The organism is Dyadobacter chenwenxiniae, assembly GCF_022869785.1.
Taxonomy (GTDB): Bacteria; Bacteroidota; Bacteroidia; order Cytophagales; family Spirosomataceae; genus Dyadobacter; species Dyadobacter chenwenxiniae.
The window spans coordinates 6,882,317-6,907,684 of sequence record NZ_CP094997.1 but is presented as its reverse complement, the minus strand read 5'-3'; the positions used below and the strand labels follow the sequence as shown (position 1 = coordinate 6,907,684).

General features: G+C 45.0%; 22 protein-coding genes and 1 riboswitch. Of the genes, 10 read left to right on the top strand and 12 right to left on the bottom strand.

Annotation, left to right across the window (positions count from 1 at the left end; translation table 11 throughout):
* Nucleotides 1-39 precede the first annotated feature (39 nt).
* On the bottom strand, nucleotides 40-1,089 hold the full coding sequence (locus MUK70_RS29640; RefSeq protein ID WP_234658019.1) for a homoserine O-acetyltransferase family protein: 1,050 nt from the start codon (nucleotides 1,087-1,089) through the stop codon (nucleotides 40-42).
* A gap of 123 nt (nucleotides 1,090-1,212) precedes the next feature.
* A riboswitch (SAM riboswitch) is annotated at nucleotides 1,213-1,320 on the bottom strand.
* A gap of 139 nt (nucleotides 1,321-1,459) precedes the next feature.
* On the opposite strand from MUK70_RS29640, the gene MUK70_RS29635 reads away from it, so the two are divergent.
* The 3 genes from MUK70_RS29635 to MUK70_RS29625 all read left to right on the top strand — a co-directional run bounded on the left by MUK70_RS29635 (nucleotide 1,460) and on the right by MUK70_RS29625 (nucleotide 4,870).
* Nucleotides 1,460-2,389: a M20/M25/M40 family metallo-hydrolase gene (locus MUK70_RS29635; protein ID WP_234658018.1), complete on the top strand. Its 930-nt coding sequence runs from the start codon at nucleotides 1,460-1,462 to the stop codon at nucleotides 2,387-2,389.
* 11 nt (nucleotides 2,390-2,400) lie between these two features.
* Nucleotides 2,401-3,951 (top strand): alpha,alpha-trehalase TreA, encoded by a 1,551-nt coding sequence (gene treA / locus MUK70_RS29630; RefSeq protein ID WP_234658017.1) that lies wholly within the window; start codon nucleotides 2,401-2,403, stop codon nucleotides 3,949-3,951.
* A 130-nt stretch (nucleotides 3,952-4,081) separates the two neighbouring features.
* On the top strand, nucleotides 4,082-4,870 hold the full coding sequence (locus MUK70_RS29625) for a PhzF family protein (protein WP_234658016.1): 789 nt from the start codon (nucleotides 4,082-4,084) through the stop codon (nucleotides 4,868-4,870).
* 161 nt (nucleotides 4,871-5,031) lie between these two features.
* Here MUK70_RS29625 and MUK70_RS29620 read toward each other — a convergent pair whose 3' ends face one another.
* Entirely contained in the window at nucleotides 5,032-5,904 is an 873-nt protein-coding gene (locus tag MUK70_RS29620) for a DMT family transporter (protein WP_234658015.1), read from the bottom strand.
* 73 nt (nucleotides 5,905-5,977) lie between these two features.
* Here MUK70_RS29620 and MUK70_RS29615 point away from each other — a divergent pair, with 73 nt between their 5' ends.
* Nucleotides 5,978-7,369 (top strand): OmpA family protein, encoded by a 1,392-nt coding sequence (locus MUK70_RS29615; protein ID WP_234658014.1) that lies wholly within the window; start codon nucleotides 5,978-5,980, stop codon nucleotides 7,367-7,369.
* Between the two features lie 601 nt (nucleotides 7,370-7,970).
* Here the strand turns inward: MUK70_RS29615 and pth are convergent.
* The gene (gene pth, locus MUK70_RS29610) at nucleotides 7,971-8,531 is read right to left on the bottom strand and encodes an aminoacyl-tRNA hydrolase (RefSeq protein ID WP_234658013.1); all 561 of its coding nucleotides are present in this window, start codon (nucleotides 8,529-8,531) and stop codon (nucleotides 7,971-7,973) included.
* Between the two features lie 66 nt (nucleotides 8,532-8,597).
* On the opposite strand from pth, the gene pyrR reads away from it, so the two are divergent.
* On the top strand, nucleotides 8,598-9,137 hold the full coding sequence (gene pyrR, locus MUK70_RS29605) for a bifunctional pyr operon transcriptional regulator/uracil phosphoribosyltransferase PyrR (RefSeq protein WP_234604274.1): 540 nt from the start codon (nucleotides 8,598-8,600) through the stop codon (nucleotides 9,135-9,137).
* 8 nt (nucleotides 9,138-9,145) lie between these two features.
* On the opposite strand, the gene MUK70_RS29600 is transcribed toward pyrR, so the two are convergent.
* Nucleotides 9,146-10,696 (bottom strand): hypothetical protein, encoded by a 1,551-nt coding sequence (locus tag MUK70_RS29600; protein WP_234658012.1) that lies wholly within the window; start codon nucleotides 10,694-10,696, stop codon nucleotides 9,146-9,148.
* 160 nt (nucleotides 10,697-10,856) lie between these two features.
* Between MUK70_RS29600 and argS the strand changes: the two genes are divergently transcribed.
* The 4 genes from argS to MUK70_RS29580 all read left to right on the top strand — a co-directional run bounded on the left by argS (nucleotide 10,857) and on the right by MUK70_RS29580 (nucleotide 14,693).
* On the top strand, nucleotides 10,857-12,635 hold the full coding sequence (argS, locus tag MUK70_RS29595; RefSeq protein ID WP_234658011.1) for an arginine--tRNA ligase: 1,779 nt from the start codon (nucleotides 10,857-10,859) through the stop codon (nucleotides 12,633-12,635).
* A 132-nt stretch (nucleotides 12,636-12,767) separates the two neighbouring features.
* Complete coding sequence (locus MUK70_RS29590) at nucleotides 12,768-13,325, top strand: glutathione peroxidase (RefSeq protein WP_234658010.1); 558 nt, start codon at nucleotides 12,768-12,770, stop codon at nucleotides 13,323-13,325.
* 73 nt (nucleotides 13,326-13,398) lie between these two features.
* Complete coding sequence (locus MUK70_RS29585) at nucleotides 13,399-13,776, top strand: DUF5618 family protein (protein ID WP_234658009.1); 378 nt, start codon at nucleotides 13,399-13,401, stop codon at nucleotides 13,774-13,776.
* A gap of 23 nt (nucleotides 13,777-13,799) precedes the next feature.
* Nucleotides 13,800-14,693, top strand: a complete 894-nt coding sequence (locus MUK70_RS29580) for a 1,4-dihydroxy-2-naphthoate polyprenyltransferase (protein WP_234603687.1) — start codon at nucleotides 13,800-13,802, stop codon at nucleotides 14,691-14,693.
* 6 nt (nucleotides 14,694-14,699) lie between these two features.
* On the opposite strand, the gene MUK70_RS29575 is transcribed toward MUK70_RS29580, so the two are convergent.
* From MUK70_RS29575 to MUK70_RS29545, 7 genes are all read right to left on the bottom strand, one after another.
* Nucleotides 14,700-16,481 carry an SGNH/GDSL hydrolase family protein gene (locus tag MUK70_RS29575; RefSeq protein ID WP_234658007.1) on the bottom strand — a complete coding sequence of 594 codons (1,782 nt, stop codon included), beginning with the start codon at nucleotides 16,479-16,481 and terminating at the stop codon, nucleotides 14,700-14,702.
* A gap of 73 nt (nucleotides 16,482-16,554) precedes the next feature.
* A complete protein-coding gene (locus tag MUK70_RS29570) occupies nucleotides 16,555-17,004 on the bottom strand; it encodes a DUF4920 domain-containing protein (RefSeq protein WP_234658006.1) in 450 nt (149 codons plus the stop codon).
* Between the two features lie 28 nt (nucleotides 17,005-17,032).
* Nucleotides 17,033-20,485, bottom strand: a complete 3,453-nt coding sequence (locus MUK70_RS29565) for a T9SS type B sorting domain-containing protein (protein WP_234658005.1) — start codon at nucleotides 20,483-20,485, stop codon at nucleotides 17,033-17,035.
* A gap of 19 nt (nucleotides 20,486-20,504) precedes the next feature.
* Nucleotides 20,505-21,125 (bottom strand): ABC transporter ATP-binding protein, encoded by a 621-nt coding sequence (locus MUK70_RS29560; RefSeq protein WP_234658004.1) that lies wholly within the window; start codon nucleotides 21,123-21,125, stop codon nucleotides 20,505-20,507.
* Nucleotides 21,126-21,229: 104 nt separating this feature from the next.
* Complete coding sequence (bla, locus tag MUK70_RS29555; protein ID WP_244784574.1) at nucleotides 21,230-22,063, bottom strand: class A beta-lactamase; 834 nt, start codon at nucleotides 22,061-22,063, stop codon at nucleotides 21,230-21,232.
* 29 nt (nucleotides 22,064-22,092) lie between these two features.
* A complete protein-coding gene (locus MUK70_RS29550) occupies nucleotides 22,093-23,298 on the bottom strand; it encodes a hemolysin family protein (protein WP_234603694.1) in 1,206 nt (401 codons plus the stop codon).
* Nucleotides 23,295-23,588, bottom strand: a complete 294-nt coding sequence (locus tag MUK70_RS29545) for a hypothetical protein (protein ID WP_234603695.1) — start codon at nucleotides 23,586-23,588, stop codon at nucleotides 23,295-23,297. The genes MUK70_RS29550 and MUK70_RS29545 overlap by 4 nt, the downstream gene beginning before the upstream one ends.
* A 184-nt stretch (nucleotides 23,589-23,772) precedes the next feature.
* Here MUK70_RS29545 and fbaA point away from each other — a divergent pair, with 184 nt between their 5' ends.
* The gene (gene fbaA / locus MUK70_RS29540) at nucleotides 23,773-24,852 is read left to right on the top strand and encodes a class II fructose-bisphosphate aldolase (RefSeq protein ID WP_234603696.1); all 1,080 of its coding nucleotides are present in this window, start codon (nucleotides 23,773-23,775) and stop codon (nucleotides 24,850-24,852) included.
* A gap of 122 nt (nucleotides 24,853-24,974) precedes the next feature.
* Here fbaA and MUK70_RS29535 read toward each other — a convergent pair whose 3' ends face one another.
* Nucleotides 24,975-25,352, bottom strand: a complete 378-nt coding sequence (locus MUK70_RS29535) for a winged helix-turn-helix transcriptional regulator (protein WP_234658002.1) — start codon at nucleotides 25,350-25,352, stop codon at nucleotides 24,975-24,977.
* Nucleotides 25,353-25,368 lie beyond the last annotated feature (16 nt).

The following is a 25,368-nucleotide window of genomic DNA, read 5'->3' as shown; positions in this document are numbered from 1 at the left end:
CCAGACTTTCCAAGTTTTGAAAACTTGGAAAGTCTAATGCTAAATCCTCGCGGTTTGCAACTTGCCATTTGTTTCCTGCCAAGCTCTGATTACTTGTGTTAACTGCTTATATTCGATCAAAAAGCCGTCGTGGCCATATAGGGAATCAATTTCCTGGAAAACAGCGTCCGGAATGTGCCGGGCCACAAATTGCTGTTCGGATAATGGGAAAAGCAGGTCGGATTTGATGCCCAACACCAATGTTTTGGCCTTGACCAACCCCAATGCATGCACAATTCCGCCGCGATTACGGCCCACATTATGCGAATCCATGATCTTGGAAAGCGTCCAGTACGAATAAGCATTAAACCGTTTCACAAACTTATCGCCCTGGTATTGCTGATAAGACGATGCCCTGAAGTCATCAATCTGATCCGGATTATCACGCGCCTGTGTAAAGTTATAAGTGTCGTAATTTCTGTATGAAAGCAGTGCAATGGACCTCGCAGCGCGCATGCCCATGCTTCCCGCCTCATCCGTGCCATCATTAAACGTCGGGTCCGCCTCGATCGCCATCCGCTGGGATTCATTGAAAGCAATGCCCCAGGGCGAATGCAGCGCATTGGAAGCAATCAGGATCAATTCCTCAAAAAGGTCCGGCACTTCCACCGCCCATTCCAAAGCCTGCTGGCCACCCAGCGAGCCGCCTATACAAAGCTTGATTTTCCTGATCTCCATTTCCTGCCGCAGCAAATCCATGGCACCAACCACATCGCGGACTGTAATGGTCGGGAATGTTCTGTAAAACGGTTTGTGCGTACGCGGATTAATGCTCAGCGGACCCGTTGAGCCATAAGCTGAACCCAGCACATTCACACAAACGATGAAATATTTGGCAGGATCAAAAAACTTGTCATCCCCTACCAGGCCATCCCACCATTCTGCTGCGTTAGAGCTGCCGGTTAGTGCATGACAGATCCAGACAATGTTGTTGTTATCAGCGTTTCGCGTTCCATAAGTGGTGTACGAGAGCTCGAAGCCCGGCAGTTCACCACCCATTTCCAGCGCGTAGGCGTAAGGATATTTAAATGTTTTTTGTTCCGCTTGCATAGTGCCAGAGCACAGGTTTTAATTCAAAGATTTAACAGACTGCTCCGTGGAATGCACAGGGCAGATGCGAGAATAAAGCCATCCGGCTTACGGAAATTTCTAACTGTAAGTTCACGCGAATTGAGTTTATATCTCCTAATAACTTAGGTGGGAATTAGCACCTTTCTCCATCGTGGTAGCAGGTTGCCAGAGGTTCATTGAGCCCATTCTCTCGCCTCTTCTTTATAAATCAATCGCACACTAGGTGAAGCAACTGACTTGATGCTGCAATATTAAGCGCAGATGCCTGAAAATGCAAATAAAAGCGCAAATTCTATTTTGCAGGGGATGTAGGGCGGTTTATCTTTGCCCTTTAATGCTACTCTGTTCAATGAAAAAATACTTAGTCCTCCTTTGTTTTGTTTGCCAAAATGCTTTTGCCCAGCTGCCCTCTCCCGATAATATTTCCAGGCACGTTTACAAGCTTGCGTCGGACAAAATGCAGGGCCGCGGAACGGGCAGCAAGGAGAACAAAAAAGCTGCAAAATACGTGGCGAAGCAATTCAGAAATTACGGACTTCAACCAAAAGGAACAGACGGTTATTACCAGCCATTTACAGCGAAAATCAAACGCGTCGTGGTGCCGGACAGCTTACGGGAAACCAATAATGTGATCGGCTTTCTGGATAACGGGGCTGAGCATACCATTGTAATCGGTGCTCATTTTGATCATTTAGGCTTGGGAAAACAGGGGAGTTCAAAGGCTGAAAAACCCGAAGGACAGATCCACAACGGAGCCGATGATAATGCTTCGGGCGTTGCAGGATTGCTGGAACTTGCCAGATATTTCTCCGAAAACGACGTAAAAGAGCCTTATAACTTCCTGTTTATTGCATTTGGCGCAGAGGAACTGGGTTTGCTCGGCTCGCGCCATTTTGTAAACAATCCTACATTGCCATTGGATAAAATCAATTTCATGTCCAATATGGATATGATCGGTCGTTATGATGCTGGCCGCGGCGTGGGGATCGGCGGCTTTGGAACGAGTGAAGAATGGCCTGAGATATTCAAGAATGTCAAAAATGAAACCAAGTTTTTCACAGACAAGGCAGGAAGCGGCGGCTCGGATCATGGATCTTTTTATGCCAAAAACATCCCGGTCCTTTTCTTTCACACAGGCGGACATGATGATTATCACAAACCAACCGACGATCCCGAAAAAATAGATTATAACGCTGCGGCAGGCATTTTAGGCATTCAAATTCAACTCATAGAAAATGCTATGAAGCTGCCCAAACTTACATTTACCACAGTCCTCTAACCACAATAAATTTGTACGGATTCATTGCACCAACTTTCACGTATGGTCAGTCACATGTTTCTCCGGATGACTTGTATGGGACGCTTTTCCGTGATATCCAGCACAGTCATATTTTTAAGGATTCCAAAACCTTCGCCGATGCGATCCCCCTGGAAGATCCCGTCCTGATCATTGAAAGATATCACCACGAAAAGGGCGAACCGGATTTCGACCTGCAAACATTTGTGAGTGCAAATTTCCGGATGCCTGTGCACATTAAGTCCACTTTTAAGGCAGACAAAAGCTTATCCACTTCGGAGCATATTAAAAGGCTTTGGCCTGTTCTGACCCGTCAGCCCGAAAACCAGGAACGCGGCGGTTCCCTGATCCCGCTGCCATTTCCCTATGTTGTCCCTGGCGGGCGGTTCCGGGAAATCTATTACTGGGACAGCTATTTCACAATGCTCGGCCTGAAAGAATCCGGGAGAACGGATCTGATCGAAAGCATGGTGAACAACTTTGCATATCTGATCGACAGCTTTGGCTACATCCCTACCGCCAACCGAACCTATTATCTGACAAGGTCCCAACCGCCGTTTTTCTCACTAATGGTCCGTCTATACAGTGACATGGCCGGGAAGAAAATCCTGAAACGCTATTTGCCCCAGCTCCAAAAGGAATACGATTATTGGATGCAGAGCGACGGCCCTGCGCATGAACCGTTCACAGCACACAGACGGCTTGTAAAACTGCCCGACGGCGTGCTGCTGAACCGATATTGGGATGATAAGGCCACACCTCGTCCCGAATCTTACCGGGAAGATGTTGAATTAAGTGTTGAAGCAGCGGAGCGATTTCAAACGGAGCCTGATGCCGTCTTCAGGCACATCAGGGCAGCTGCCGAATCGGGATGGGATTTCAGCAGCCGGTGGTTTGCGGATGAAAACGATTTTGCAAGCATTCACACCACAGACATTCTACCCGTTGACCTGAACTGCCTGATGCACCACCTCGAAAAAACGCTGGCCGAGGCTTATTTGCTGAATGATAATTCGGGCATGCATTTGATTTATGAGGAAAAAGCCCGCTTGCGAAGCGCTGCCATTCAGACCTATTTCTGGGATGAGTCGCGCAATTATTTCATGGATTACGATTTCAAAAAGCAGACTTTTACCAAAGCCCTGACACTGGCAGGCACATTTCCGCTTTATTTCAAACTGGCTACCAAATCGCAGTCACATTATTTAAGAGGTTACATTCGCCTGAATTTTATGCGTTCCGGCGGTCTTTTAACAACTACGGTAAAGACCGGGCAGCAGTGGGACGCGCCAAATGGCTGGGCACCTTTGCAGTGGATCACTTACAAAGGCTTGCGTAACTATAATTTTCACCGAACAGCCAACGAACTTTGCGCAGAATGGATCACGCTGGTGGATAAGGAATTTAAACATTCGGGCAAAATGCTTGAAAAATATAATGTCTCGGACACGAATCTTATTGCCGGCGGAGGTGAGTATGAGATCCAGGAAGGATTCGGCTGGACCAACGGCGTTTATCTCCGGATGAAAAATAAAAGGAGCTAGTTTACGTATAAACCGCTGTCGAAATTATTATCTGATTCTAATAATATAATTGAAAATTTCCAGAGGCAACTTCTTCTAATCGTGAATATTTTTAATACCTTGGTAGTGCTAACCCCATTTTGAGAACTACATGAAACTATCCATATACCAGGTCGATGCGTTTACTGATAAACTCTTTTGTGGAAATCCTGCTGCGATTGTTCCTCTGAATGAATGGCTTCCGGATGAAACAATGCTCAACATTGCTGCTGAAAATAACCTGGCCGAAACGGCATTCTACGTTCCGAATGAAAATGGATTTCACATCCGCTGGTTCACGCCTTCCGTGGAAGTTGATCTTTGCGGACACGCTACATTGGCAGCTGCCTATGTAATCTTTAACATCCAAAATTACGAAGGCAAATCCATCCGCTTCGATTCACGGAGCGGCGAGCTTCGCGTGGATTGCAAGGAAGATTGGCTAACATTAAACTTCCCGGTGGATCAGTTCCACATCGCTGTGCCACCTCCCGCTTTGGTAGAAAGCCTTGTTGATACGACTATGCTGGAAGTTTACAAAGGAAAAACCGATTATATGGTTGTTTTAGAGTCTGAAGATGTGGTCAAAAATCTCGATTTCGACATTATCGTGCTCTCCACTATTCCGGCAAGAGGCATTATTGTTACGGCTGCCGGAGAGGATGTTGACTTCGTTTCACGCTTTTTCGCTCCGCAATCGGGCATTGATGAAGATCCTGTAACCGGCTCGGCCCATACAACACTGATCCCTTACTGGGCCGAAAAGCTCGGTAAAACAGTATTAACAGCCAAACAACTCTCAAAACGCGGAGGATATCTCAAATGCGAACTCGACGGCGACCGGGTACACATCGGAGGCCAGGCGAGGCTGTATTTGAGAGGGGAGATTTTGATAGATTAAAAGTTAATTTTGAATGAGTGAATGAGTGAATGTAAAAGTGTCGATGATCGCCAGAGAGAGGGGTGACGCAATCAGTTATTAATTATTTAATAAAATAATTTAATCATTCCGCGCAACGGCGCCCATTCATTCAGGCATTCAGCGCAACGGCGCCCGCTCATTCACTCATTACTCCTCCCCCTCTGCCCTGCATACAGTCCGGCAACAACGAACACAGTTCCGATAACCGTGTAAATTGTCACGGGCTCATCCATAAGCCACCAGGCAAAGAAAAAGCCGAACAGCGGGCAAAGGAAGAGCCATAATGACGCTCTTACCGTGTCTATTCTGAGCAAATGAAACCAGCATATCAGTCCGACAATTGATACGGCGAGACTAAGCCACAGGACCGGAAACCAGAATGTGCCGTCCCAGACTGTGGTAGAGAAATCTGCAAACATTACTGTTGCGGGAAGCAGGAACACACCGCCCAGGAAAACCTGCCAGCCATTGATCAGCAAATTGGGCAGTTCCCATTGAATGGTTGCATAGTAAACACTGGCCGCAGAAACAGCTATCATACTGATCAACAGAATACTTACTCCTTCAACTGTTGTATAACTGTCCGCAAGCAATGGATAAGTTGCAATGCCGACACCCGCCATACCTAACAGGATACCCAACCATTCTTCGGAACGGGGACGCCTTTTGAGCCACCATGACGACAACAGGACAATGATCAGCGGGTTGGTTGAAACAGCCAGGCTGCCGATTCCGGCGGCGGTAAATTTCATGGCGTACACGTACAGGCCCAGATAAAGCGTTGTATTGAGAAAACCAAACAGCGCAAGCTGCTTCCACTCTTTCTTGTTCGGTAGCCGATAGGACTTGTCGTTGCTCAGGAGATAGGAAAAAGTCAGCAGTAATATACCAGCGATAAAGAAGCGAACGTTTGCGAGTATTAACGGAGCTGCAGACCGGACCCCAAACTTGGTGGCGACAGATGCAGAGGACCAAAGAATGGAAAAGAGGATGCCAATACCAATGTTTTTCACGCTTGAAAAGAATTATGAGCCAAAAATACGCGATGCCTTTCGGGTTACCCCTGCACTTTTTATATTTTTGGGCATGATTGATAAAATTAATGCGAAGTGTATCTTGGCGATCCTTTTAACCGGATTTTGTTTTCCCTCCTTTTCGCAAAGCCAGTGGACTTACGACTTCAACAATGGCCTTAATCCGATAGAAAATGCAGGTCCACCATTAAAAGTGCTTGGTCAGCCTGGGAAATATGTAAAAGAAAAAATTCCCGGATCGGATGATTTGAGCCGCACCATTTATCAATTCGAAAAAAATAGTGGCTTACAATTCAATAATGTTGAGGCCAAAGGTTTTTTAAACAAATCATTCACCGTTGAGATCTATTTTAAAATGGATGAGCTCGACAGCTGGAAAAGGGTACTTGATTTCAAAAACAGAAAAAGCGACTACGGCAGTTATATCTACGACGGCAAGCTCAATTTCTACGATTTTGCCATTGGCGAAAAAGCCCCTGTGCGCGCGAACCAGTATGTGCATTACGTGTATTCCCGTGATTTTGAAACCAAGATCATTAAAATGTATATCAATGGTCAGTCCAAACTGGAGTTCAAAGATCCGGGGACGGAAGGGATGCTGGACAATGACCAGGTGCTCAATCTTTTCCAGGACGACCTCATTGCAAATCACGAATCCAGTGCAGGCTCCATCGTCCTGATCCGCGTTTATGACCGGGTTATGACGCCGGTTTTTGTCAGGAGAAGTTACCAAACGATTAGCAGGGTGCCCAAAGCGCCTGTGGCTGAAAAGGAAGAGGAGCAACCGGAAGAAAAGCCGGTAGTGAAAGAGCCAGCCAAAAGAAATTCCAATCTGGCTGTCGTGACGGGACGTGTTTACGACGGAAAAAATCTGAAACCGGTGAATGATGCCGATGTAACGGTGCGTAAATTCAGCACAGACTCCCTGGTTGCGTCAACTAAAACGGTGAACGGTATTTATAATTTTGAACTCCGTCCGCATGAAACTTACCGCATTTCGGCCCAGGCGGATGGTTTTCAGCCGAAAAGCGTGTCCGTGAAAGTCTCAAACCGTTTCGAAGAAGTGAAGTCACTGATCAGCCTTTCGGAATCAACTTATGACACGCCGTTATCAACATTGTATTTTACGCAGAGCACAGATGTGCTGGAAGATGATGCGCTAAGCGGCCTCGATTCACTTGTTTCTTATTTTCTGAAGAAAGAAAATTTAAGAATTATTCTCAAAGGCCATACGGACAACACCGGGGATTTTGCCAAGAATCTGGAATTGTCCAATAAGCGCGTGGAAACTGTCAAATCCTATTTACTTGGCAAGGGAATTCCTGAAAACCGCATTATGGGTTCTGGTTACGGATCTGCGCAGCCTAACCGCATGAACCAGACAGAAGCATTGAAGCGATCGAACCGCAGGGTTGAAATATGGGCAGAGCCTATAAAAAGATAAAGCCATCTCACTGAGACGGCTTTATACTGACTATTCCTAAACCCTTAACCTTTTCTTATCTTATATATCTTTGCAATGATTTCGGCGCGATAGCCGAATAAATTATATCAATGCACGCGTATCTGAACCTCTTTTTATATAAAGTAACAATGTTTTGAATAATACTGCAATTTCCCAAGTAACTAATCCGGAAATGTCGGTCTATATACGAAGCAAATTTAATTTCAGATCTGCCCCCAAACACTGCTTACTTAACTCAATCTGCGTTTCGGACGACTTTTGCCTTATTAACTTGTAACTGAGCGACTAACGAAACTGATTCAATTGTAACAAAGGTAAAAACATTAATATTATTTCCTTTGATTTATTCTATTTTTATTTCGGCGAACCGTGATACAAATGTCTGCATTAATTTTGATATTACAAGCATTACTTAAACGTCTCAACAAAATTATATTTGGAACGAATGCTGGTTTTCAGCGTCTATTTTGTTACAAAATATTAATTTTAACGATTTAAATTAGTTAATATTTCGCCAAAACCCATTATAACAAAATAAATACAAATCTTGAAATATTTATATTTTCTTTAAATAGTACAATCATTGGTTATAATTATTCATTGTTGATTGTATTCCCAAAGTACAAAACGAAAGCACCATATCACCAGCATTGTCTAAAAATATAGGCAGTTCCTTCATTTCTTCATTGGAAAAAGGTTTTAGAACATAATCTACTTGTCTTCCACGCGGAAAATTATTTCCTATTCCGAACCGCAAACGAGGATAATTGGTCGATGCCAGCAGTTCTTCAATATTTTTCAAACCATTATGTCCGCCGTGGCTTCCTTTGGGTTTAATCCGCAATGTCCCGAAAGGAAGCTGTAGTTCATCCAGTATAACAAGCATATTTTCCTCCTGGATCTTGAACTGGTCCATATAGTAGCGGATTGCCTTGCCGCTCAGATTCATGAACGTCGTTGGTTTGATAAAGTAAATTTGCCTGCCTTTATGTTTCCACTCAGCTACAAACGCAAGCTTTTCAAAGGAAAATTTAAAATCATGTTGCGCCGCCAACCTGTCCAGCACCATAAAACCCACATTATGCCTGGTGAATGCATACTCCGGACCTATATTTCCCAATCCGGCAATCAGATATTTCATTTGTCAAAAGTTTTTGATTTCATCTTTGAGCACTTAATTTAGGCTAAAATTCAGGGAATTTACATGATACCCCAAAAACGATTAATACTTAGCAGCCCATTGCTAGAGATCATGACCAGCCGGTTGTGTCAGGAACTGATTGAGAATCACCAGGACTTTTCCAATTCCGTGGTGATGGGACTGCAACCGCGGGGAATATATTTTGCCGAACGCATCATTGCCGAACTTCGGGAGCGCACCGGAAAAGACATTCCACTGGGTTATCTGGACGCTACTTTCTACCGGGATGATTTCAGAAGACGTGAATCCCCGCTCCTTCCCAATAAGACCAATGTCCCTTTTTTGATTGAGGGAAAAAGAGTGATCCTCATAGATGACGTCCTTTCAACGGGGCGCATGGTGAGGGCAGCATTGGACGCTATGACGGCGTTTGGAAGGCCTAAAACCGTTGAGTTAATGGTGCTGATCGATCGCCGCTACAACCGCGAGATTCCTATCGATCCTGATTATGTCGGAATGCAGGTTAGCACGGTGGAAAGTCAGCGCGTGCAGGTGGAGTGGAAAGAGCAGGGCTTTGAGGCTGATCACATCTGGATGGTGGATTAGGCCAGATATCAACGTGGCCGCGAGGCTTCTTCTTTTGTTGCCTTACCGATATCCTCTGTTTTGTAAGTCAGCTTGTTGATATAAAAAACCTCACGTCCCTGACCTATTGAGGATGTTCCCAGGCGCTGCATCCCATAGGCCAGAAAATACTGCCCATACCAAGGCGAGAGATAGCTATCTTCATTGTTAAGCACTTTTTCTTTCTCCGACTTTGCTGTGATTTTGAATTTTTCTGTCTCAACAACCACCTGATTGCGGCTGATCACTTCTGTGTGAATCTCACCTTCCTGCGGATAAGCCAACACAAAATAGTCGTCCACTGGCGTTACCTGAACCATTTCCTGCAAATCATAGCTCGTCAAATCCTTGATCGTAATGGTATTATCCCACATAAATTTGCCGTTTTTATCAAAACCGCATACAATCGCGTGTGTATAACGATATCCTTCCAGTGAACGTGAAATGTAAGGTCTGGAGATGCCTCCGGTGATGATCGGACTGCTGGATCTTTGGTTGGGATAATAAACCTCAGCAACGAGCACAATTTCGTTTTCCGTTTGGATGAGTTCATGAACCAGCAGCCGGTAGCGAAACTTATTTTCCTTACCCAGACTTTTCCGATTAGCAATGCGCTCCATCATGCGTGCACGGCGTTTGGGCTTCATGTAATTGAAAAAATTCTGTAATTCCGAAAATTCTATAAATTGCGGATCCCTCGGTTCATCGTGCTCGACGTGCGTCACATACAACCCCTGAGAATACTGCGTACAACCTACCGAGTAATTGCCAATCAAGTAAGAATCATCCGCATTTAACGGCACGATCTGCCCGGAAATAAAACTGTATCTCGGGTCGCTTAATGTGGTTTTCTTCAAAAGTTTACCGTCATAATTGTATGTCTTAATCTCAAAAACACAGTTTTTCTTTCTATAAGCATAAGTGATCACATTAATGTAGCCATCAATCTCATTGATATCAACATTGTTAAGCTCTGTATTCTTCTCAAAAAGTCCCGGCAGCACACGGGTGGTATGATCAAAAAACGAATGCACGATCACAACCGGCCGTGACCTGTAATAACCGGATACCAACGCTTTACTGCCGATCACTTTGAACTGCTGCACATCCACACCCGACAGCAGATTTCCCTTGTAAGTATCTATGGAACCATCATTGTAATTGATCTGCATAAAAAGAAAACGGTCTGTATCAGGCTCAGCGAAAAGCCAGTAACCACTTTCTTCACCTTTGTAAGCCATTACGGGGATATAACGGAAATCCAGTTTATAGGAGGTTCGCCAAATCACTTTCAATGTCGTGTCGTACTTAACGAACTGCCATTGCTCATTTCTTGAATTAGACCATTCATTGCCCCTGATTACGGATAATAAACCTTGTTCTCCTAAACTAAACACCTCGAATTGCTCGGTAGAAGTAGGACTGGCAGGAATTTCGAGGCGATCTGATTGCTGCAATTGCGCAAATGCACCGACAACCGGAATAATGCACAAAGAGAGCATCCAGTAAATCCGGGACCAGTGCAGAGATTGGTTATTCATAACTTCTTCCTTCGGGGTGTAACTCTCTTCAATATTTACCCTAATTTTGCATCAAAAAGGACAACATTGCTATTAATATTATAAATTATTTTAATCAAATAAAAACTTTGGGAAATGTCATTCTGATTTCGGAGAAGCACTTCCATTTACCCCATCATTCATGACGATTGAAGCAATTCTGAAGGACGATATTCAAAAAGCAATCCAGAAGCATTTTGATATAGCCGTTGAAGACATCATTTTACAACCGACAAAAAAGGAATTTGAAGGATTTTACACTTTTGTTACTTTCCCGCTCACCAAATCCATCCGCAAAACACCCGCGGAAATAGGGCAGATTATCGGAACTGAGCTTGCAGAGCACTCTTCCGTGGCTGACAAGTTCAATGTCGTTCAGGGCTTTTTGAACATCAGCCTGAAAGACACAACCTGGTTGGAATTGTTTTCGAAAGTTTTTAATAATCAGAATTTTGGGACATTTCCTTCGAACGGCCAGTCCGTAATGGTGGAATTTTCTTCTCCCAACACCAATAAGCCGCTTCACCTGGGACATTTGAGGAATAATTTCCTTGGTGATTCTTTATCTAAGATTCTCAAAGCCAGCGGTTATGATGTTGTAAAAACTTGTTTGGTAAACGATCGCGGAATTCACATCTGCAAATCCATGCTGGCTTACCGTGAACTTGGAAATGGCGAAACGCCGGAATCGAGCGGCATTAAGGGCGACAAATTGGCTGGGAAATATTACGTAATGTTTGACGGTGAATATAAACGGCAGATTAGGGAGCTTGTTGAACAGGGAATGCCGGAAGAAGAAGCTACCAAAAAGGCGCCCTGGATCCTCGAAGCCCAAAAATTGCTTTTGCTTTGGGAAAATAATGACCCTGAAACCGTTGCATTATGGCATAAGATGAACGGCTGGGTTTACGAAGGCTTCCGCCAGACTTATGATAAAATTGGTGTTGGTTTTGATAAAACATATTATGAATCAAACACATATCTGCTTGGGAAAGACATTATAGAAGAAGGTTTGCAAAATAATGTTTTCTACAAAAAGCCCGACAATTCTGTCTGGATCGACCTCTCCGCAGAAGGCCTGGACGAAAAGCTCGTTCTGCGTGGTGATGGGACTTCCGTTTACATTACGCAGGATCTGGGAACAACCGAGCTTAAATACGGCGACTTTCATAACAACCGTTATCTGTGGGTTGTAGGAAACGAGCAGGATTATCATTTCAAAGTCCTTTTTGCCATTCTGAAAAAACTGGGGCGTCCTTATGCCGATGGCTGTTATCACATTAGTTACGGCATGGTGGATTTGCCCTCGGGGAAAATGAAATCGCGGGAAGGAACGGTGGTAGATGCCGATGACCTGGTGGAGCAAATGATCCAGACCGCAGCAAGCAGAACGCAGGAACTCGGCAAAATTGATGATTTCGATAGCGCGGAAGCGAAGCAGCTTTACAATCAGCTCGCATTGGGTGCATTAAAGTATTTTCTTTTAAAGGTTGACCCTAAAAAAAGAATGCTCTTTAATCCCGAAGAATCGATTGATTTCCAAGGACATACAGGCCCGTTTATTCAGTACACATATGCCCGGATCCGCTCTATTACCAGAAAAGCGGAGCAGTCAGGCATCCAACCGGTGATTCCGCCCGTAAGCTATGTATTACATCCGGCAGAAAAAGAGTTGATTTTTGCTTTGTCACAATATCCGGTTCGTGTGCTGGCGGCGGCGAATGAGTTTGCGCCTTCAGTTATTTCGTTGTATGCATTTGAGTTGGCAAAGGTCTATAATCAGTTCTACGCAGAGGTCTCTATTTTCTCTGATCCAAACCCGGAAGCAGTGAAATTCAGGGTTGCATTATCGCGTGCAGTTTCTGAAACAATTCAGAAGGCTTTGGGGTTATTAGGGATAGAAGTTCCGGAGCGAATGTAGCGAGGCCGGGTGGTTAGGGAAATCGCGCTGAAAGCAGCTAAAATGTATTAATTTCATGTATTTCATTTTAAATAACATAAACTAACCAATAACCAGACTACGATTATGAGCTTATTAAAATCCTTATTTATTATGATTACGAGTTTAATAACCGGCCTCTTCGCCGATAAGTCCGAAATTGCCACAAAACCTGCGCACGATGTTGTTGCCAAGCAAACGCTTTATGATTTCAAAGTAAAATCGCTGGTTGGTAACAAAACGGTTGATCTGAGCAAATACAAAGGCAAAAAAGTGGTGATCCTCAATGTTGCTTCCAAATGCGGCTACACCAAGCAATATGCTGATTGGGAAAAATTCAATAAGGAGCATGGAGATAAGGTGGTTGTGTTGGGTTTTCCCGCAAACAATTTCGGTGGACAGGAGCCAGGCACAAGCGAAGAAATTGCAACATTCTGCTCAGCTACTTATGGCGTGACTTTCCCTATGTTTGAGAAAGTTTCTGTTTTAGGTGAAGATCAGGCACCCATTTACAAATGGCTTACGACTAAAGACTTGAACGGCTGGAATGACAAAGCTCCAACCTGGAATTTCTGCAAATATGTTGTGAATGAAAAAGGTGAACTAACCAATTTCTTCGCCTCAAAAATATTACCGACTGATCCAGAGTTTTTGACCGCAGTCGGCATTTAAAAAAAGCTTTTTAATTTTCAGGCTGCAAATGTTGCAGCCTGAAAATTTTCCACCATATATACACATCACTAACATGAAAGACATTACAGAAGCAAAGCGCTACATCTCTAACGCTAAGGAAATTTTAAGAGAAAAGGCGATTAAAGAAGGCGGCAGTTACAAAGACCGAAAGTATGTAAGGATGGCAGGGCACACTGCCTACTCTGGTGTTCTGGTTGCACTTGACAGTGTTTTGGGTGATAAGAAAAAAAAGACCAGAAAAAGTGTGGAATGGTATCAAAAGGAGCTTTCTGTTGTTGACAAAAAAGTCTTATCCTACTTCCTTGATGCTTACGACATTCTTCACCTTTCGATGAGCTATGACGGCGTGTTAAATGCCGCTGTATCCAAGGAGGGCCTAGAAGTTGCAGAAAAAATCATAAACTGGGCTGAGCAGAAAACGCAGGCCTGAATACCCGACTCCAATAGAAATCAATGAATCCCTGGATTGAAGCAGCCCGTCCCCGTACATTGCCCCTTGCACTTTCATGTATATTAATGGGCTGTTTTTTAGCGGCTTCTACCGGAACATTCAGCTGGCCAGTGGCAGGATTGAGCGTGTTAACAACCATTTTACTGCAAATCCTATCCAATTTCGCCAACGATTATGGAGATGCTGTGAATGGAAAAGATACCGAATTACGTCAAGGACCACGCAGGGCGGTTCATTCCGGGCACATTCAGGCATCAACCATGCTGAGAGCTATCATCGTCTTTTCGATTCTTGCATTGATTTCCGGAATATCGCTTTTGATCATTGCCTTAAAAGACGCTCCTGCTAATGTCTTCTGGGTTTTTCTGGGTATTGGCATTGCTTGTATCATTGCCGCAATCACTTATACAGCAGGAAAGCGTCCTTACGGCTATGTCGGCCTGGGCGATTTGTCGGTTTTGATATTTTTCGGATGGGTTGGTGTGTTGGGCAGCAGTTATCTTCACACACATGTTTGGGATTGGGGCTTACTCCTTCCCGCGTCCAGCTGCGGACTTTTCGCCGTTGGTGTTTTGAACATTAACAACATTCGTGACATTGAGTCTGATAAGGCGACTGGCAAAAACTCAATTCCCGTACGGCTGGGACGCGAAAAAGCCATTGCCTATCACTGGACCATTTTGATTATCGGAATGCTTTGCGTTTCCGTTTACACCGCCGAGCATTTCTCGGGTTATACAAGCCTGATGTTTCTCCTGAGCTTCCCTTTATTTATCAAAAACGGCCTGGCTATTTCGAGGTTAAAAAAAGCGAATGAACTGGATCCTTATTTAAAGCAAATGGCGCTTTCCACATTGCTTTTTGTGATTTTATTCGGCATAGGCGTCGTTTTATAAGCCGGATTACTTCACAGACCGCTTGATCGAATCTCCCAGAAGCTTGTATCCTTTTGCATTCGGATGCAGGCCGTCGGAAAATAACGACTCATCTATTTTTCCATCTTTTTGCAAGAAAACCTTACCGGGATCAAGGAAGTTTACATTGGTTTCTCCCGTTAGTTGCGCCAATTTCTCATTGATAACAGCAACTCTTCCTTCCTGCTGACGTCTTGGATAAATTCCCAACATTGTAATTTGTGCCTCGGGCTGATGAAATTTCATCGCGTCGATAAGCATTCGCCATCCTTCGACAATTTCCTCATCTGAATTTAAATGCAGGTTATTGGTACCAATGTTTACAAAAAGCTGCTTCGCAGCGTAGCCGTCCAGTTCTCCGTGGTTGATGCGCCATAGCACATTCTCGATCCGGTCCCAGCCATAGCCCAGGTTCCTTGCATTTTTGCCGAATGTATTATCCCACGAATCGGCCCCGTTGGCGCGTGGCCCTTTTGGCAATCCACCCCAAAAATGTGTGATGGAGTTTCCTATGACGACCGTTGCAGGCGGATTGTTCTTATTTAAGTTCAGGATTTCATGATGCCTGGCTTCCCAATCGTAATTATTGAGCTCCCGCATTTGAATAACAGGTTGTGTTGTGGACGCGGTGCCTTTGTATTCGTGCAGGATCTGGCGCAAATGCTTCTCATATCCTTCCGCATAACGCATCATTCCGAGGTCGTTAGGATGCGTCCCGTCCACCATGGTCTCGATATCCTGCCCGAAATCTGCTTTTGGAATAATAAACAATTGCTCAATGCCTTCCGATTTGAGCTGCGCAAACGCCTCTTTCAATGTTTCATTCACCTCGCTGTAAAAATGCCTGCTTTGCGGATTCATATCCTCGTCCGTATAACCGGCGTGTGAGGCCAACACGATAGGCGTGTTCGGATGCTTTTTACGGAGCATTCGGGTGGTGGCGAGAATCCTGGTTTTTACATCTTCAATCGTTAATCCAAGTTTTGAATCGGGTCGTATGGTGAGGTTGGGAAGGCAGTCCAGCACAAAGGCTTTGGCATCAATTTCAGACACAATGCTCACCACTTCCTCTTCCAGCCGTCCGTTTCCAGAAAATCCGAGGTTAACAAGCGGATGGTCCAGCTTCCGTCCCAAAATAGCCGTCCAGGCCATTCCCGGGCGTGAAGCGCAGGCGCCGTGTGCGATGGAAGTGCCGTAAATGACGATAGGCTTGTCCGGTCTGGTTGCCAGCGGCGTAAATTCTGTTCCTTCCGGCGTTCCCACTTCCAGCCATTTCACGCTGTTATATAACGGAAGATAAAGTCTGTATTCCCGGCCTTTTTTGTGATATGAATCATTGGGTTCCAGCCCTCGGAAAGTGTACGTAATTGTATCACCAAAAGCATATTTTCCCGCACACCAACGCCAGTCGCCATCGCTTGAAATAGCGTAAAGATCCACCCCACTCACGCCCGTAGCGGGCATATGGGGTAATGCGTGCTTGCCGTTCACAACATAACGAATGCTTATTTCGGCAGAATTGGCCCGAAACCGCAACATTAGTCCGGCAGATTGATTTGATAAGCCCCAAACCTGCTCTCTAACCTGCTTTTCGGCCCGCGCGGGCAACCTGTCGTAGGGATTTTTCACCTCCTTTGGCCAGGCTTGCCCCTCCAAAACCGGGAATGTGGCAGTTTGCGGGTTCCACCAATTTAGTTTGGTGGTTTGGGCAAATGTAAAATGAAACGAAAAGACTAATCCGAAGCAGGCGAAGGCGGTTTTGAACTTCATATAAAAAGAAAAGGACACTTCTGAATATGTTCAAAAGTGCCCATTCGCTTGTTTCTTACTTCGAAGATCGAAATTATTTCACGATCACGCCATCTGCAATAAAAGTCAATTCATCCTTTGGCTCGGTGATTTTAGCAATTTCTTCCTGGCTCTGACCGGCGTCTTTGGCATAATGCTGTAAATGCTCAACGGGAATCGTTTTCTTCTGCGCCTGACCTTCAAAAACAACCGTTTTTCCGGTTATATCTTTTGGAACAAAAAACGCGTAATCCTTGAACATAACCCGCATTGTTTCACCATTATCCAGCTTTACGGCCATCCAGCATCCTTTCACCTGGCAAACCGATTCTACCTGACCACTTACTTTGGCTGCCATTTCCTTTTTGTCGCCCATTTTTTCCGGCAGTGCGCTGGCTTCAATGGCTTTGCTTTCATTAATTTCCTTTCCAAAATGGCTGTCACTCTGCGCCTGAACGGCCAATGTGCCCATTACAAGCATCATCAGCATCATTACTTTTTTCATGTTCGTTATGTGTTTAAGTGTAAGATAATTATTCCAAAACTTCTACCCAGCCTTTGCAATGGTTGCCCTGAGGCGTATCGACGACATAAAAATACGTCCCGTTTCCGATGCCTTTGCCCCAGTCATTCTTGTAATCCGCCGCTTTGAAAACCGATTTCCCCCATCTGTTAAAGATTTCAAGGGAAGCGGGCAAAACCGGGACAATGAACAGATCATTCTTACCATCACCATTAGGCGTAATTACATTGGCCAGTGTAAATGGTGGTGATGCCGTTATTTTTTTCGACGACGTCAAAGCACATCCTGCACTGTTATAGGCAGTTAATGTAATGGTGTATTCGCCAGGCGTCTCGTAAATATATTCATTAATCTCCGGATCTGTTATCGTGTTTCCAGTCCCGAGGTTCCATTCGTAGCGCTGCGCATTTTTTGTCTGGTTGGACATCGAATAGCTGAACGGCGCATTGCAAGCCCCACCGGATTGATTTATCTCGAAAATCGGTTCATGCGTCCTGTCAACCTTGACCGTAATCTCGCGTACAGGACGGCAGCCGTCCGCATATGTTCCTTCAATGGTGTAGGTGGTTGTTTTTTGCGGCTTCACCGTAACCGATTTGCCGATGGTTTCTTCCAATCCGTCCGTTGCCAGCCAGCGATATTTTGTCCCGTCACCCGAAACAGAGAGCACAACAGTGGCTCCCGCGCAGACTTCCACATCCGGCATATCAATGAAATCGATCTTTTTATCAACCGAAACCTTCATTTTCTCCGTAACCTTACAGCCGCTTGCATTGCTGATCTCGACAGAAAATTCGGCATCTTCCTTGACAGTGACCGAGGGCATAGCAATCGCTGCATTATCCATTCCCGTCGAAGGCGACCATTTATATTGTGTTCCCCCTGATGCCCAGAGCTGCAATTTCGTGTTTTCACAAACCGTCGTATCCGCCTTAATCTTGCTATTCAGCGTCTCTACGATGATTTTCTTCTGCGCAACGTCCATGCGCTTGCAACTCAGCCGGTTATATGCCTTCAATGTAACAGTATATTCGCCCGGTTTTGTAAAAGTGTATTCCGATTGATCCTCTTCACGGGAAAATGTATTTCCGCCAACGTCCCAAATGTAATCCACGCCGCCTTCACTCGTGTTTACGAATGATAGAGATAATGGCGCACAACCGCGTAAAACGTCTTTAGTACTTCCTGAATACACATCAAAACCAGCTTTCAGGCGGTCAATGTCAATTTTGAATGCTGCGTTATTGCAGTTATCGCTGTTATTGGTTTTGGACCAGGCTTGCGGCGTAACCGGAAAGCCGCTGCCCCCGCAGGCGCAAGTCGCATGGTATATAGTCCCATTTTTATCGAACCGACTCGTCCCGCCGTCCACGTGATCGCCCTGGACTTGGCCTGACCGATCCCGGCTCCCGAAATAAGTGGCGTATAGCAGTGATTTGGCACCTTGCTCCAAAATAGCGATGTAAAAATTATTGCCGTTTGTCAAAGATTGGATCGCGTCGTCCGTAACGACCAGATCCGTGGTCGTACTGCTTGAATTATTGGCCGTGGATGAATTTACATTGCCTCCCCAGCCAGCCAGATAAATATTGCCACATTCGCTCACCAGAAAAGCGGTTGGGGAAATGTCAGGAACTCCCCTGCCCGATCCGATTACCGTGGAAAAGACCGTTTTTGACAAAGCCGCATCCAGCGCATGTATGAACTGACCGCTCTTTGCATTCTGATATACACCCTGACTCACCGGATAGGGGCCATTGGTGAGGCCATAAACATACACATTGTTGCCCGCGTCCAGATCCAGTAGGTAAGCGCCGTCCTGATTCGGCGTGCCCAGATAAGTTGCGCCCAGCAATTTATCATTGGCATAATGTGCTACAAATCCGTCTTCTGTTCCATTCAAGGCTTTCTGAAAAGAAGAAGCATTGGCCGGCAAATTTTTGCTTTGCGTAATTCCCGCCACGTAAATATCGCCCAAGGCCGAAACCTTAAGCGAATAAGCAGCGTCCCACTCGTTCCCGCCTATAAATGTGCTCCATAGCAAACTATTCAAGCCGGAATTGAATTTCAGAATGACCCCGTCCTGGACGCCTGCAAATTTCCCCTGAACGGCATTTTTTAAAGGAAAATTGGCGGAATTGGTCGAGGAAACAATAAGCACATTATCATCCTTGTCAATGCCGATTTCGCCTCTGAAACTATCGCCGTAATTGCGGATTGTCGCGAGCTCGGTCATGCTCACGCCATCATTTCCGCTGCCCCCAGCGAAAGTTGATGCAGCCAGCTGTTTGCCGTCCGCGCTTATTTTTGATACGAAAATATCGCTGCCGTTTTCAAGATCCAGTCCTGATATCGGGATAATCTTTGTCCCGCCGCCAAATACTGTTTGGAAAGCGCCGGTCCTCGTGGGGAAGTTTTTGGAAGAGGTTGTGCCTAAAATCAGTAACTCTTTCTTGCTGTTGACGATCAGGCTGCTTGGAATGTCGGTGTGACTGCCGCCCAGAAATGTGGCATAAACCAGTTTGCTTCCATCCGGTGTGAATTTCATGATCGAAACGTCTACCTGGCCTTCGAATTTGGTCTGAAATGCACCGACCGTTGCTGGGAAATTTGCTCCAAAAACAGTCCCGCCGGAATAGAGATTACCTTCATCATCATACGTCGCGGTATGCCCCCAGTTATCCGCAACGGAACCGGAATAGGTGGAAAATATCAGTTCCGGATCAATAGTGAGCTTTTCTGATTTGTTATAGGCTTTTGGAATGCTGAAGGTGACCACATTACCAGCTGACAACTGAAACTGTGAAGAGATTTCCGTAGTCCTGGCATTGATCTGTTGAAATGAATATGGCTCAGCTTCTTTGAACTGCCCAATGCTCGTTTTTACAACGATCTGGCCCGTTTCATTCACAGAAATCTTTTCCGCACCATCGTATTTCATCCTGATCTGTGACGGATCAGCCTGCGGATGGACGATGAATTCGTATTTGAGTTTGAATTGATGCAGATAAACACGCATATCAATCCCCTCGTAAATATTTTTATAAATAACCTCTTCAAACCCTTTTACGCCGCCCGCCCAGTTCTGTTCCTTTTCTCCCAAAAAATAGTTAAAGCCTGTCTCAATGGGCGTACTGGCAGCGTATTTGACATTGGCAGAAGCACCCAAAAACTCAACTTCAACCCCATGTGCTGAGATGGATTTGTCATTTTCCCGGGCACCGGGCGAAGCCACCGGCTGCTTTCCATGATTCGCGGAAACCTGCGCAGCATCATATAATACGTAAACGAGTGATTGTTTTTTAAGAAAAAGAAAGCCGCCGGGGATTTCGGTGCGGAACAAAATGTCCGGTTCCCACTGGCCGCGGTTTTCAATAAAATGCATTCCGCCAGCAAAGCTGCTGCCAACGATGCAGGTTAAAAACAGAAAAAGTAAAACGATAGAACGTATATTTCCCCGCATATTTGGCTCCGCTGTGTTTCTATTTGAACGCAGAAACTGAAATGATATTTTCACAAAATTCGTATTCCTGTTTCACGTTCGAACCTAGCAAAACAAGCTGATTTTGTGTGTGATGGACCACGTGATCGAGATACCAGTTGATGCCCGGAACATCCAGATTGGTTGTAGGTTCGTCTAAGAAAATAACGGGGACGTCGGACATGAAAGCGAGACCCAGCTTCACGCGCTGTTTCATGCCGGAAGAAAAATGACGGAGCGTTTTCCCGCTTGCATGCGGCAACTGAATAAAATCCTCGAAATCTTTGAATGTAATCCCGTTTTTGAATGGCTTGAACTTGCTGTGAAATTGGATCAGCTCGCGCAATGTAAACTCTTCGATCAGTTCGAGATAAGGCGCCGCTACGACCAGATGTTTATACCAATGATCCACTTCGACTTCCTTTCCCGCTGTAGTGATATATTTAATTGTACCCTCAGAAACAGGCATAATGCCCGTCAGCAACTGCAATAACGTTGATTTCCCACTGCCATTCGGCCCTACAAATGTATATTGTTGTCCGGCTGCGAGCTCAAAAGTAGCATTGCGGACAATCCATTCCTTCACAAATTTTTTCCCTATTTTCTCAACCGATATCTGCACTTTTCAAAAACTTAATAATAAAACGAGCCACAAAACCTCCTATTTTGATGCATAATGCTCAAATGCTGCCTTGGAAACCTGCGCCATAACCGATTCGATCGCTTTCAGATCAGCCGTTGAATTGGAGACGAACAATACAATCGCAAAACTTTACCATTTGGCATTTTGACAATGCCGACGTCATTTACGGCGGCCATCATGCCTTTGTCATTCGTGCCGGAAGTGCCCGTTTTATGAGCGACAATGGCATCTTTAGGCAACTGGCCTTTGATCCGGTTCATGCCAGTAGGTCCGTCGATCATGATTTTGGATAAAAAATCCTGGCTGGTTTTAGAAAGATTTTTTCCTTTATGAAAAATTTCCAGCAATTGCAGCATAGCACCCGGCTTGCACCAATTGGTATACTGAACATTCCAGTCCTGCCCCATTTGCTCTTCATTGGCAACGATAGCAATGTCCTTTACGCCCAAACCGTGCACATAATCCTGAACCGGTTTTGTTCCGCCAGCCAGTTTGAAGAGAATGTCGCAGGCAATGTTGTCACTCAATGAAACCATGCTAGCCAGCAGATCTGCAATGGTCAGATCGACATTTCCATCCGGATATTTGTCCCGCAGCGGGCTGTAAGTTTTGAGCTGAACGTCTTCTTTGGTGAGGTGATATTTCTGGTTTAGCGATAATTTCCCTTTATCAACCTGATCCAGAACGGCCATCGCGATGGGGAATTTGAAAGAGCTGAGCATTGGAAATTTGTGATCTGCATTCAGGATAATGGTTTCCTTGCCTTGAAGATCCTGGATGGCAACGCCTGCAATGCCGTCAACTTGTCTGGTAATGCTTTCCAGCTGACTTTTTAAATCTGACTTTTGAGCTAATAATAAATGGGGCAAAAAGAATATTGTCGTTAACAGAAAACTTGATAATGTATTTACTTTCATTGGATTGATTAATTGTTCTTATGAATCTGTTAACTTTTTTCGCTTTTCTTCTCTCTTTCTTCAATGGTTAATCTGACGAGTTCAATGCGCGTGTCCTGCATAGAAACGACCTGGAATGCGTAAGGCGGAATGCTCACCGTTTCATTCACTTCCGGCAAGTCGCCAAAATAGTCGATCACCATCCCGGCTAATGTATCATAATCGCCTTCCGGAAGCTCCCATCCGTATTTTTCGTTTAAATAATCCAGCTCATGCCGGGCGCTCAGAATGTAACTATCATCGTCCAGTTTACGCTCCGTCCAGTCTTCGGTGGAGTCATATTCATCCTGAATTTCACCAAAAATTTGTTCTACGACGTCTTCCACACTTACCAGTCCCGACGTTCCTCCAAACTCATCCACAACCAATGCCAGACTTCTTCTTTCCTCTAAAAAGCGGAGCATAAGATCACTTGCAGGCATTGCTTCCGGCACGATCAGGATCGGCGTGATAATGTTACTGATCTCTTTTGGCTTTTTGAAAAGGGATAATGCATGACAATAACCCAAAACCTCATCAACCGACTCGCGGTGCACGATGATTTTGGAATGGCCGCTCGTCAGGAATGCCGTCCGCAAGTCCTCAATGCTTGCATTCACATTCACCGCCGAAATTTCCGTTCGGGGAATCATACAATCCCTGATACGCAAATCTTTGAAATCCAACGCATTGATAAACATTCTTTCCTCAATGCTGTGGTCATCAAAGTCGGGATCGTCCGCAGAGGCCGCATCATCGCGCAGCGAAGGCGATAGAATATTTTCTTTTACAAATGGCTCAACAACCCAATATAACGGCGTAATGACCCATTCTGCGACGCGAACGGGGAATGCGGAAAGGTCCAGTGCCTCCGGAAAAGCACGCCCGATTTTCACCCAGCTGGAATAACTCGCCATCCAGACCACGATTAAAACGGCAAACATACCGGCTACCAATGCGCCTTCATGAACGCCCAGATCCACCAAAAGGACCGGATAAAACGCTGCTATCGCCCAAAAACAGCCTAATGCAACGGTTAGCAAGCGGATCATACGAAGGATCCTGCGCCAGTATAATGTTTGATAAACTTCCTCGGATTTTTCGTGGCGCAAGGAATAACGGTCTATGGAAACATCCAGCAAAACAGAGCGCACAGCCCCATAATAACCTGCAAGGATAAAGAAAACGACCGTCAAACCCAGAAATAGCATGCTCATTTTTTTGATGTTTTAACCGGCTTGTTCTTTTTTATATCAACCTTCATTTCGGCTTCTTTTTTGGCTAGTAACGAAGCTTTTAACCTGCTGAACTGGAACATTAACAAGCACATAATGGCAAGCAAAAGCAGCCAGTAACTTTCGAACATGGTTGTCCGCCGAAATTCGAGGACCCACACTACAAAAAAGCCCAGTGCGAGGGCAATCAGGATCGTCCTGGTCAGTTTGGAATTCATTAATAATGCTTTCGTCATACAATCATGCAAGCCGATGCCTGCAAATTCAATCATTTTCAAAGATACGCAGATTGCGCCAAAACGATTATAGATAGATTAATCTTCGTCATAAAGCATAATATACCCTTGATCTTTCCTCCATTTTCTGTAAAATACCTAACTTGCAGGGATTCCCGCGCAGTTCATTTTTTATATCTGAATTGTAAAATTTATTCTTGAAAAAATATTCTTTATTACTATGAGCGAAACTACAAAACGCTTTGCGCCCGGTGTTGTAACCGGTGACGGAGTTAGCGAAATTTTCCGCCACGCCAACGAAAATAACTATGCCCTTCCGGCGGTTAACGTGGTTGGAACCAACTCAGTAAATGCAGTTCTTGAAACTGCCAAAGCGGTTAACAGCCCCGTTATCATTCAGTTTTCAAATGGCGGAGCTATATTTTATGCTGGAAAAAGTCTTTCAAACACGGATCAGCAGGCTGCAATTGCAGGTGGAATTTCCGGCGCAATGCACGTCCACCAAATGGCTGCACTTTACGGCATTCCCGTAATTTTGCACACAGACCACTGCGCAAAAAAATTGCTCCCTTGGATCGACGGCCTTCTGGACGCAGGCGAACGTTATTTCGACCAACATGGCATTCCACTGTACAGCTCTCACATGCTGGACCTTTCGGAAGAACCGATTGAAGAAAACATCGAAATTTCGGCAAAATACTTCGAGCGTATGGCCAAAATCGGCATGACACTTGAAATTGAATTGGGTGTAACAGGTGGGGAGGAAGATGGCGTTGACAACAGCGACGTGGACAGCTCTAAACTTTATACGCAGCCGGAAGAAGTTGCTTACGCATACGAAGAGCTTTCTAAAATCTCACCAAATTTCACCATTGCAGCAGCATTCGGTAATGTTCACGGTGTTTACAAGCCGGGAAATGTGAAGCTTGAACCGAAAATCCTTCGCAACTCACAGCAATTTATCCAGGAGAAATTCGGAACTGCTGAATTGCCCGTTAACTTCGTATTCCACGGAGGATCAGGCTCTTCCCGCGAAGAAATCCGCGAAGCGATTGAATACGGAGCCATCAAAATGAACATTGACACCGATATGCAATGGTCAACCTGGGAAGGTCTTTTGAAATATTACAAAGAAAACGAAGGCTTTCTGCAAACGCAACTAGGCAATCCAAATGGCCCGGATTCGCCAAACAAAAAATACTACGACCCACGCGTATGGTTACGCAAAGGCGAAGAAAGCATGATCCAACGTCTGAAACTGGCGTTTGAGGATTTGAATTGTATTAATCAGCTGGGATGATTTTTTGGCTGAGTTTTTGATTTTAATTTGAGGAAAAGCAACCTGCGAGGGTTGCTTTTTTTGTGTCAAATTTCAAACTTTTCCAGAGAGTCAGCTGCTTTAAAAATTGGTTACTATTCGGTCTACAAATGCATAATTCGATCCCTATGCGCTACTCCCCAATTCCGCAGCACCTCGATCACCGGCTTTAATGTGTGGCCGTAATCAGTTAATGTATATTCCACAACCACCGGAATGGAATCGTAGACTGTTCTTTTAACGAGGCAGTTGGCTTCCAGGTCTCTTAGTTCTTTCGACAACATTTTATCTGTAATGCCAGGAATTTCTTTGGCTATTTGGGAGAAACGTTTGTTTCCGAAGATGAGGGAAATGATGATCGGCAATTTCCACTTTCCGCTTAGCACTGCCAATGCATCGCGGACCGGCAGCATGCTTTTCGTGCATTCTCCGTAGGTGTGGGGGGCTTTTTTTGCTGTGACTTCTACGTCTGCTGCTTCCATGAGTGAACTTTTTAAG

Coding starts and splice junctions, on each gene's coding strand:
- MUK70_RS29640 (WP_234658019.1), bottom strand. CDS start 1,089: ATGCAAGCGGAACAAAAAACATTTAAATATCCTTACGCCTACGCGCTG.
- MUK70_RS29635 (WP_234658018.1), top strand. CDS start 1,460: ATGAAAAAATACTTAGTCCTCCTTTGTTTTGTTTGCCAAAATGCTTTT.
- MUK70_RS29625 (WP_234658016.1), top strand. CDS start 4,082: ATGAAACTATCCATATACCAGGTCGATGCGTTTACTGATAAACTCTTT.
- MUK70_RS29615 (WP_234658014.1), top strand. CDS start 5,978: ATGATTGATAAAATTAATGCGAAGTGTATCTTGGCGATCCTTTTAACC.
- pth (WP_234658013.1), bottom strand. CDS start 8,531: ATGAAATATCTGATTGCCGGATTGGGAAATATAGGTCCGGAGTATGCA.
- MUK70_RS29600 (WP_234658012.1), bottom strand. CDS start 10,696: ATGAATAACCAATCTCTGCACTGGTCCCGGATTTACTGGATGCTCTCT.
- argS (WP_234658011.1), top strand. CDS start 10,857: ATGACGATTGAAGCAATTCTGAAGGACGATATTCAAAAAGCAATCCAG.
- MUK70_RS29590 (WP_234658010.1), top strand. CDS start 12,768: ATGATTACGAGTTTAATAACCGGCCTCTTCGCCGATAAGTCCGAAATT.
- MUK70_RS29585 (WP_234658009.1), top strand. CDS start 13,399: ATGAAAGACATTACAGAAGCAAAGCGCTACATCTCTAACGCTAAGGAA.
- MUK70_RS29580 (WP_234603687.1), top strand. CDS start 13,800: ATGAATCCCTGGATTGAAGCAGCCCGTCCCCGTACATTGCCCCTTGCA.
- MUK70_RS29575 (WP_234658007.1), bottom strand. CDS start 16,481: ATGAAGTTCAAAACCGCCTTCGCCTGCTTCGGATTAGTCTTTTCGTTT.
- MUK70_RS29570 (WP_234658006.1), bottom strand. CDS start 17,004: ATGAAAAAAGTAATGATGCTGATGATGCTTGTAATGGGCACATTGGCC.
- MUK70_RS29565 (WP_234658005.1), bottom strand. CDS start 20,485: ATGCGGGGAAATATACGTTCTATCGTTTTACTTTTTCTGTTTTTAACC.
- bla (WP_244784574.1), bottom strand. CDS start 22,063: ATGAAAGTAAATACATTATCAAGTTTTCTGTTAACGACAATATTCTTT.
- MUK70_RS29550 (WP_234603694.1), bottom strand. CDS start 23,298: ATGAGCATGCTATTTCTGGGTTTGACGGTCGTTTTCTTTATCCTTGCA.
- MUK70_RS29545 (WP_234603695.1), bottom strand. CDS start 23,588: ATGATTGAATTTGCAGGCATCGGCTTGCATGATTGTATGACGAAAGCA.
- fbaA (WP_234603696.1), top strand. CDS start 23,773: ATGAGCGAAACTACAAAACGCTTTGCGCCCGGTGTTGTAACCGGTGAC.
- MUK70_RS29535 (WP_234658002.1), bottom strand. CDS start 25,352: ATGGAAGCAGCAGACGTAGAAGTCACAGCAAAAAAAGCCCCCCACACC.